This is a genomic window from Pseudomonas sp. UBA6699 (assembly GCF_002454615.1).
Lineage (GTDB): Bacteria > Pseudomonadota > Gammaproteobacteria > Pseudomonadales > Pseudomonadaceae > Aquipseudomonas > Aquipseudomonas juntendi.
In genome coordinates this window covers 18,049-27,602 of the sequence record NZ_DKJF01000059.1, presented here as the reverse complement: position 1 = coordinate 27,602, position 9,554 = coordinate 18,049, and the positions used below count along the sequence as shown (strand labels likewise).

General features: G+C 65.5%; 3 protein-coding genes. All 3 read left to right on the top strand.

Features of this window, described 5'->3' with window-relative positions; translation table 11 throughout:
* The first annotated feature begins 172 nt into the window (after positions 1-172).
* The 3 genes from recC to recD are packed head-to-tail and all read left to right on the top strand — an operon-like array spanning position 173 to position 9,398.
* Complete coding sequence (recC, locus tag B3361_RS11785; protein ID WP_286920230.1) at positions 173-3,655, top strand: exodeoxyribonuclease V subunit gamma; 3,483 nt, start codon at positions 173-175, stop codon at positions 3,653-3,655.
* Positions 3,652-7,326, top strand: coding sequence for an exodeoxyribonuclease V subunit beta (gene recB / locus B3361_RS11780; protein WP_054905850.1), 3,675 nt, complete (start codon positions 3,652-3,654; stop codon positions 7,324-7,326). Before recC ends, recB begins: the two co-directional genes overlap by 4 nt.
* The gene (recD, locus tag B3361_RS11775; protein WP_054905849.1) at positions 7,323-9,398 is read left to right on the top strand and encodes an exodeoxyribonuclease V subunit alpha; all 2,076 of its coding nucleotides are present in this window, start codon (positions 7,323-7,325) and stop codon (positions 9,396-9,398) included. Before recB ends, recD begins: the two co-directional genes overlap by 4 nt.
* The last annotated feature ends 156 nt before the right edge of the window (positions 9,399-9,554 follow it).

Below are 9,554 nucleotides of genomic sequence, written 5' to 3'. Positions count from 1 at the left end.
GGGGTTTTGTCTTTGTGCTCCAAAAAAGTCCCCTGGCCTCACAACAATCCCTGTGGGAGCGGGCGTGCCCGCGAACACGGGCGAAGCCCGTGCCATGCCCCCCAGCGAACGCATCACGCGTGATATCGTTTCCCCCACCAACCTCAGCTCAGCACCTGCCAGAGAGTTTCCGATGCCCCACACCACCCATCTTCACCCCGGCTTCATGATCGTACACGGCAACCGCCTCGACGATTTGCGCAGCCTTGTGGTGAGCTGGATGCGTCGCTACCCGCTGGCACCGTTGGAAAACGAAATCGCCCTGGTGCAGAGTAACGGTATCGCTCAATGGCTCAAGCTGGCGCTGGCGGAAGACCCGCTGGAAGACGACCAAGGTGGCTGCGGCATCGCCGCTGCAATCGAGGTTCAACTGCCCGGCAGCTTCATGTGGCAGTTGTACCGCAGCGTGCTGGGGCGCGATGAAATTCCCGAGGTATCCCTGCTCGACAAAGCGCCGCTGACCTGGCGCCTGATGCGTCTGCTACCAGCGCTGATCGAGCGCCCGCACTTCGAGCCGTTGCGCCGCTTCCTGACGGACGACGGTGACCTGCGCAAGCGCTACCAGCTGTCCGAGCGCCTGGCCGATCTGTTCGACCAGTATCAGGTCTACCGGGCCGACTGGCTCAGGGACTGGGCAGCGGGTGAGCACGTGCTGAACACCGCCCGTGGCGAACGCAAGGCCCTGCCCCCGGCTAACCGCTGGCAGGCCGAGCTGTGGAAGGCCTTGCTGGAAGACGTCGGCGAAAAAGGCATGGCGCAAAGCCGGGCCGGCGTGCACCAGCGCTTCATCGAACGTATCAATAGCCTGGAACAGGCTCCCCCCGGGTTACCCTCGCGGGTGATCGTGTTCGGTATCTCGTCGTTGCCGGCCCAGGCCTTGGAGGCATTGGCCGGCCTCGCACGCTTCAGCCAGGTGTTGTTGTGCGTGCACAACCCTTGTCGCCACCACTGGGCGGACATCGTTGCCGACAAAGACCTGCTGCGCCACCAATACAAGCGTCAGCAGCGCAAACAAGGCATGCCCTTGCAGCTCGACGACCAGGCCCTGCACCAACACGCACACCCATTACTGGCTGCGTGGGGCAAGCAAGGCCGAGACTACATCAACTTGCTCGACAGCTACGACGACCCGGGTAGCTACCAAGGTGTGTTCAGCGATGGTCGCATCGATCTGTTCAGCGACGGTTCACCCGCCACGCTGCTCAATCAATTGCAGGACGACATTCTCGAACTCCGCCCGCTGGCAGAAACGCGTGCGCTGTGGCCGCCAGTCGATCCCGCCAACGACCGCTCGTTCCGTTTTCACATTGCCCACAGCCCCCAGCGCGAAGTGGAGATTCTCCACGACCAGCTGTTGGCCCGCTTCAGTGCCGACCCCACATTACGCCCGCGTGATGTCATCGTCATGCTGCCGGCCATCGACACATACGCGCCGCACATCCGCGCCGTTTTCGGCCAACTGCAGCGCAATGACCCGCGTTACATACCGTTCACCCTGACCGACCAAGGGCAGCGTGGTCGGGAACCTCTGCTGATTGCGCTGGAACACCTGCTCAAGCTGCCGGACAGCCGTTTCGCAGTCAGCGAAGTGCTCGACCTGCTGGATGTCCCGGCGGTAAGAGCCCGGTTCGGTATCCGCGAAAACGACCTGCCTACCCTGCACCGCTGGATCGAAGGCGCAGGCATTCGCTGGGGCCTCGATGCCGAGCAGCGAGCCAGCCTTGGCCTGCCCGCCGGGCTTGAACAGAACACCTGGCGCTTTGGTTTGCGACGCATGCTGTTGGGGTATGCCGTAGGCGTGGGCGAAGCGTGTGACGGTATTGAGCCGTACGATGAAATCGGTGGTCTGGACGCAGCCCTGATCGGCCCGCTGGTGGCCCTGCTCGACGCACTGGATGTCGCCTGCCAGGCCCTGGCCGAACCGGCCACCGTCAGCCAGTGGGGCGAGCGCCTGCATGCCCTGTTGCACGTGTTCTTCCTGGCCGAGGACGAGCACGACGAATTCCTGCTGATCCAGTTGCAGGATCTGCGCGATAGCTGGCTTGAAGTATGCGAAACGGTCGGCCTGCAGGACCCTCTGCCATTGACCGTGGTACGCGAGGCCTGGCTGTCGCGGCTGGACCAAGGCAAGCTGTCGCAACGTTTCCTGGCGGGCTCGGTGAATTTCTGCACCCTCATGCCCATGCGTGCGATCCCATTTCGGGTGGTGTGCCTGCTGGGCATGAACGATGGTGATTACCCCCGCGCCCAGCAGCCGCTGGACTTCGACCTGATGGCCAGCGACTACCGCCCCGGTGACCGCTCACGCCGTGAGGACGACCGTTATCTGTTGCTCGAAGCGCTGCTGTCGGCACGTGACCAGCTGTACGTCAGCTGGGTCGGGCGCAGTATCCGTGACAACAGCGAACGCCCGGCCTCGGTGTTGATCGGGCAGCTGCGCGACCACCTTGCGGCGGGTTGGCAGCTGAACGGCGCGCAGCAGGGCCAGGCGACACAGGCTGGCGAGCAGCTGCTGCACGCCCTGACCCAAGAGCACCCGCTGCAACCGTTCAGCCCGCGCTACTTCCAGAAGGGTAGCCCGCTGTTCAGCTATGCCCACGAATGGCAAGTGTTGCACCAGCAGAGCGAGTGCGACCCGCAGGGCGAACCAGCCCTGGCGCCCTATCAGGATGATGAAGCGCTTACCCTGACCCAGCTGAGTGACTTCCTGCGCCACCCGGTTCGGCATTTCTTCAGTCAGCGCCTCAAGGTGTACTTCGAAGCGCTGGAGGCGCCGACCCCGGACGAAGAACCCTTCACCCTCGACACCCTGCAGCGCTACGGCGCCAGTGAAAGCCTGCTCGGTGTCGCCTTGGCCGCACCGGGCAACGCCGAGCAGGCCCTGCAGGCTCAGGCCCGGCGTTTGCAGGCTTGCGGCGTGCTGCCACTGGCGGGGTTCGGCGAGCTGCTGCAAAGCGAGTTGATCGAGCCGTTACCCGACCTGCTGCAACGCCACCAGCAGTTGCTGCAACGGTGGCCGCGCTTGGTCGAGGGCGCTTTGCCCGTTCATTTCGAGCACGGCCGGCACCGTCTCGAAGGCTGGCTGGGGCGGGTATTCCAGGCCGACGACCAAAGCCTTCTGAGTATTACCACCGTGCCCAACACCATCAGTGCGGGGCGCAACAACTTGAAGTGGCACCGCCTGATCGCGCCCTGGGTCACCCACTTGGCGGCCTGTGCCGCAGGCTACGCCTACCATAGCGCCCTGGTAGCCAGCGACCTGACCCTGTTGCTGGCACCGCTGCCGCAAGGCGCCGCCGGGCAACTGTTGGGCGACCTGCTGGTGGCGCGCCAGGCCGCGATGAACGCGCCCCTGTCGGTCGCCGCCAAAACCGCTTTTGCCTGGCTGGCCCACGACGATGCCGACAAAGCCCTGGCCGCTGCGGCCCGCGCCTACGAGGGCGATGAACGCAACAGTTTCGGCGAGCGCAGTGAAAGCATCGCCCTGGCTCGGCAGTTCCGTGATTTCGCCGCACTCACCGCCGACGAAACCTTTGAAGGCTGGTGCGAAACCTTGTACCGCCCATTGTTCACCGCACCCTGGCAGACCCTGGGCAACCCGGAGAAAGGCGCATGACCCAGGCCCGCCCCTTGGCGTTGAGTTTCCCCTTGCATGGCAGCCAGCTGATCGAGGCCAGTGCCGGCACCGGCAAGACCTTCACCATTTCCGCCCTGTACCTGCGCCTGATCCTCGGGCATGGCGGCGAGCAGGGTTTTGCACGCGAACTGCTGCCACCGCAGATTCTGGTGGTGACCTTCACCGACGCCGCCACCAAGGAGTTGCGCGAGCGTATCCGTGCCCGCCTGGCAGAAGCTGCACGCTTCTTCCGTGGCGAGCTGGAGGGCGCCGACCCTTTGCTGCACCAACTGCGTGACGACTACCCGCAAGAGGCCTGGCCGCGCTGTGCCGGGCGCCTGGAAATTGCGGTGCAGTGGATGGACGAAGCAGCGGTATCGACCATTCACGGCTGGTGCCAGCGCATGCTGCGCGAGCACGCTTTTGACAGCGGCAGCCTGTTCACCCAGACCCTGGAAACCGACCACAGCGAGCTGCTGGGCCAAGTCATGCGCGATTACTGGCGGCGCTTCTGCTACAGCATGCAAGGCCAAGCGCTGGCGTGGGTGCGCAGCCATTGGGTCAGCCCCGACGCCTTGCTCCCGCGCATCCGCCCCTTGTTCGGTCGGGTGCGGGCCGAGCAGCACGGCGCGGAACCGGCGGCACTGATCGAGGCATCGCTGCAGCAGCGCAGCGAACAGTTGGCCCGGCTCAAGGCACCTTGGCTACAGTGGGCCGAAGAGTTGCGGCAGATCTGCCGCGATGCCCTGGCTGCCAAGCAGGTCGACGGCCGCAAGATGCAGGCGCGCTATTTCGAACCCTGGTTCGACAAGCTCCACGCGTGGGCTACGGACGAACAACAGGTGGAGCTCGACCTCGGTACCGGCTTCACCCGCCTGACCCCGGCCGGCATGGCCGAGGCCTGGAAGGGCGAGCCACCCGCGCACCCAGGCCTGGATGCCATGCAGACCCTGGCGCAACACCTGCAAGCCCTGGACAGCCCGGATGCCCCCCTGCTCGAGCATGCCGCCAATTGGGTTTCGGCACGGTTTGAAGTGGAGAAGCGTCGGCGGGCAGAAATGGGCTTTGACGATATGCTGGTGCGCCTGCAGCACGCACTGGCCAGTGAAGCCGGCGAGCGCCTGGGCGGGCTGATTCGTGAGCAGTTCCCGGTGGCCCTGATCGACGAATTCCAGGACACCGACCCGGTGCAGTACGGCATTTTCGAGCGTATCTACCAGATCGGCGAAAACCGCCCGGACACCGGCCTGTTCATGATTGGCGACCCGAAGCAAGCAATCTACGCCTTCCGCGGTGCAGACATTTACACCTACCTCGCCGCACGGCGGGCCACCATCGGTCGGCTGCACAGCCTGGACACCAACTACCGCTCCAGCAAGGCCATGGTGGCGGCAGTCAATCAGGTGTTCCTGCAGGCCGAGGCGCGTCAGGGAGGGCGCGGGGCGTTCCTGTTCCGCGGTGCGGATGACAACCCGTTGCCGTTCATCGAGGTGCACGCCAAAGGCCGTAGCGAACAGCTGGTGATCAACGGCGAAGCCAGCGCTGCCCTGCAATGCTGGCAGTTGCAGAGCGACGAGCCGGTATCCGGCAGTGTCTACCGCCAGCAACTGGCCGCCAGTTGCGCCAGCCACATTGTCGATTTGCTCAATGGCGGCCAGCAAGGCACGGCCGGTTTCCGCAGTGCCGAAGGCGAACTGCGCCCCTGCCTGCCGTCAGACATCGCCATTCTGGTGCGGGATGGCCACGAAGCGCAGCTGGTGCGCGCCGAGCTGGCCGCACGCGATGTACGCAGTGTGTACCTGTCCGACAAGGACTCGGTGTTCGCTGCCCAGGAAGCCCACGACCTGCTGGCCTGGCTCAAGGCCTGCGCCGAGCCCGATTCGGAGCGCCTGCTCAAGGCGGCCCTGGCCAGCCTTACCTTAGGCCTGTCGTTGCCCGCACTGGACCGCTTGAACCAGGACGAGCGGGTCTGGGAAGGCTGGGTCATGCGGTTCCGCTACTACCGCGAAACCTGGCAGCGCCAGGGCGTACTGCCCATGCTGCGCCACCTGCTGCATGACTTCCAGCTGCCGCGCACGCTGATCCGCCGCAGCGATGGCGAACGGGTGCTGACCAACCTGCTGCACCTGGCCGAGTTGCTGCAGCAGGCAGCTGGCGAACTGGATGGCGAACAGGCGCTGATTCGCCACCTGGCCGAGCACCTGGCCAGTTCTGGCCAGGCTGGCGAGGACCAGATCCTGCGCCTGGAAAGCGACGAACAGCTGGTCAAGGTGGTGACCATCCACAAGTCCAAGGGCCTGGAGTATCCGCTGGTCTACCTGCCGTTCATCTGCACCAGCAAACCTGTGGACGGTAGCCGGCTGCCGCTGGCCTGGCACGACCCTGAAGGCCACGCCCACCTTACCCTGACCCCAGGCCAGGAGCAGATCGAACGCGCCGACGATGAGCGCCTGGCCGAAGACCTGCGCCTGCTGTATGTGGCCCTTACCCGTGCCCAGCATGCCTGCTGGCTGGGTGTCGCCGACCTCAAGCGCGGCAACCAGAAAACGTCGCAGTTGCACCGCTCGGCGTTGGGGTATCTGCTGGGTGGCGGCCTTGCCCTGGCCAGTTCGGCGCAGTTGGCCGACTGGTTGCAGGCCCTGGCCGCGGGTTGCCCGCACATCGCCTGCCCAGGCCTGCCGCCGGCGCAGCATCAGGTGTATCGCATGCCCCACGCCGAACGTGAATTACTGCCGGCACGCAAGCCACGCCGCGCCGCCGCTGAGCACTGGTGGATCGCCTCATACAGCGCCCTGCGCGTTGGTGACCAAACCCTCGGTGCCGACAGCTCGCAGGCCCAGCAACTGCAGGATGACGAAGTCGTCGATGTGCAGGTGCTGCGTGAAGTCCCGGCCGACAGCGGTGATATCCACCGCTTCCCGCGGGGGCCGAACCCCGGCACCTTCCTGCACGGTCTGCTGGAGTGGGCAGGCCGCGAAGGCTTTAGCCTGGTAAGCCGTAACCCGCAGTTGATCGAGCGAACCGTTGGCCAGCGCTGCAACCGCCGAGACTGGACGGGTTGGATCCCCACCCTCAGCCAGTGGATGCAGCGCTTGCTGAGCGAGGCCTTGCCGTTGCCCGGCAGTGGGCAGAGCGTGACGCTCGGGGAGCTGTGCACTTACCAGATCGAAATGGAGTTCTGGTTCGCCAGCCAGCGCGTCGACGCCGAGCAGCTGGATCGTCTGGTAGCACGCCACACCCACCCCGGCCTGGCGCGCCCGGCGGCGCAGCCGACGCTGCTCAATGGCATGTTCAAAGGGTTCATCGACCTGGCCTTCGAGCTGGACGGCCGCTATTACGTGACCGACTACAAATCCAACTGGCTTGGCCCGGATACCCAGGCTTACGATGCCCTGGCCATGGAAAAAGCCATCCTCGAACACCGCTACGACCTGCAGTACGTGTTGTACCTGCTGGCCCTGCACCGGCAACTGCGCGCGCGGCTGCCGGATTACGATTATGACCGCCACGTGGGCGGTGCCTTGTTCATCTTCCTGCGGGGCGCCAGCAGCAGCGGGCACGGCGTTTACTTCACCAAGCCACCGCGTGAATTGATCGAAAGCCTGGATGCGCTGTTCCGTGGCGAGCACCCGCCCACCCAGCAGGACCTGTTTGCCGGAGTCATGCCATGAGTCGCAGCCTTGTCGACCTTTTGCCCACCCCATTGCACGCCGAGTACCTGCTGGCGCTGGCGCCGCAAACTGACAGCGGTGACCTGCTGCAACTGCTCGACCGCTGGGTCGAACGCGGCTGGCTACGGCCGCTTGACCGTGCGTTCGTGTCATTTCTGGAAGAGCGGGCCCCAGGCAGTGACCCCTTGCTGCTGCTTGCCGCAGCGTTGGCCAGCCATCAACTGGGCCACGGCCACGTCTGCCTCGACCTGCAGCAAACCCTGGCCGAGCCCGACTTTGCCCTGTCGTTGCCGCCAGAGGGCGACGCACTGACCGGCCCGTTGCTGTTGCCTTCGCAATTGCTGGCCAACCTCGACTTGCAAGCATGGCGCCAACGCATCTTTGCCAGCCCGCTGGTGGCCGCTGGCGACGCACCGGGCCAGCAGGCGCGCCCACTGGTACTCAGCGGCCAGCGCTTGTACCTGCGCCGTTACTGGAGCTACGAGCGGCGTATCGACCACACCTTGCGCCTGCGCCTGAGCCAGGCTGAAGCAGCGCCGGCGGACTTGCCGCAACGCCTGGCGCAGTTGTTCGAGGGCGGCGCCCCGGCAGGCCAGGTGGACTGGCAGAAGCTCGCCTGCGCCCTGGCCACCCGCGCCGGCTTCAGCATCATCACCGGCGGCCCCGGTACGGGCAAGACCACCACGGTGGTGCGCCTGCTGGCGTTGTTGCAAGCGCCGGCGGTGGAGCAGGGCAGGCCATTGCGTATCCGCCTGGCGGCACCCACCGGCAAGGCCGCTGCGCGCCTGACCGAGTCCATTGGCCAGCAGGTCGAGCGCCTGCAGGTCAGTGCCCAGGTACGCGAGCAGGTGCCGACCGACGTCAGCACCGTGCACCGCCTGCTCGGTAGCCGCCCGGGTTCGCGGCACTTCCGCCACCATGCGGGCAACCCGTTGCCGCTGGATGTGCTGGTGGTCGACGAAGCCTCGATGATCGATCTGGAGATGATGGCCAACCTGCTCGACGCCTTGCCAGCGCGGGCACGCCTGGTATTGCTGGGTGACAAGGACCAGCTGGCCTCGGTCGAGGCCGGTGCCGTGCTGGGTGACTTGTGCCGGGACGCCGAAGAAGGCTACTACGCGCCGGCCACCGCCAGCTGGCTCGAACAGGTCAGTGGCGAATCGCTGGCTGGCAGTGGCCTCAAGGTTGGCGATGAACAGCGCAACCCGCTGGCCCAGCAAGTGGTGATGCTGCGCTTTTCGCGGCGCTTTGGCGAAGGCAGCGGGATTGGCCAGCTGGCGCGGCTGGTCAACCGGCAGGACGCCCACGCGGCGCGCAACCTGCTGGCCATGCCACCGGCTGATGTGCACAGCCTGGTGCTCAGGCACGAGCAGGACCGCGCCTTCGACCGCCTGCTGCTCGACGGCTTGAACCAGGGCAGCGAAGGGCCACAAGGGTACCGCAGTTATTTGCGTACCCTTGGCCGCTATCGGCCGTTGCTGGATACCCCGTTCGACGACCCCGCCTGGGAGCAGTGGGCGGGCAAGGTGTTGCACAGTTTCGAGGACTTCCAGTTGCTGTGTGCGGTACGCCGCGGTGCCTGGGGCGTCGAAGGGCTTAACGAGCGGGTGGCGCGGGTGCTGCACGGCGCCGGCCTGATCGATAGCCAGCAGCCTTGGTACGAAGGGCGCCCGGTGCTGGTCACCCGCAACGACTACGGCTTGGGCCTGATGAACGGCGACATCGGCATTGCCCTGCGTTTGCCGGACGAGCGCGGCGAGCCGCTGCTGCGGGTGGCCTTCCCGCGTAATGACGGCAGCGGCGGCGTGCGTTTTGTCCTGCCCAGCCGCCTGAATGAAGTGGAGACGGTATTTGCCATGACGGTGCACAAGTCCCAGGGTTCGGAGTTCGGCCACACCGCACTGGTACTGCCCGACGCACTGAACCCGGTGCTGACCAAGGAGCTGGTCTACACCGGGATCACCCGCGCCAAGCACTGTTTCAGCCTGGTCGAGCCGCGCCAGGGCATTTTCGAAGAAGCGGTGTCGCGCAAGGTAAGGCGCATTTCCGGGTTGATGCTGGAGCAAGTCTGACCCCGGCCCAAATCAGGTGGAGATCCCCTGTGGGAGCGGGCATGCCCGCGAACACGGGCGCAGCCCGTGCCAACCACCGCGGTGCCTGCCTTTCTACAGTGATGCGGCCATGTGCTATCGTTGCGCCGAGACCAGAAAGGACTTTGAGAGATTCCC

Excerpts from the sequence above, each read along its gene's own strand:
- recC (WP_286920230.1), top strand. The coding sequence starts at position 173 with ATGCCCCACACCACCCATCTTCACCCCGGCTTCATGATCGTACACGGC.
- recB (WP_054905850.1), top strand. The coding sequence starts at position 3,652 with ATGACCCAGGCCCGCCCCTTGGCGTTGAGTTTCCCCTTGCATGGCAGC.
- recD (WP_054905849.1), top strand. The coding sequence starts at position 7,323 with ATGAGTCGCAGCCTTGTCGACCTTTTGCCCACCCCATTGCACGCCGAG.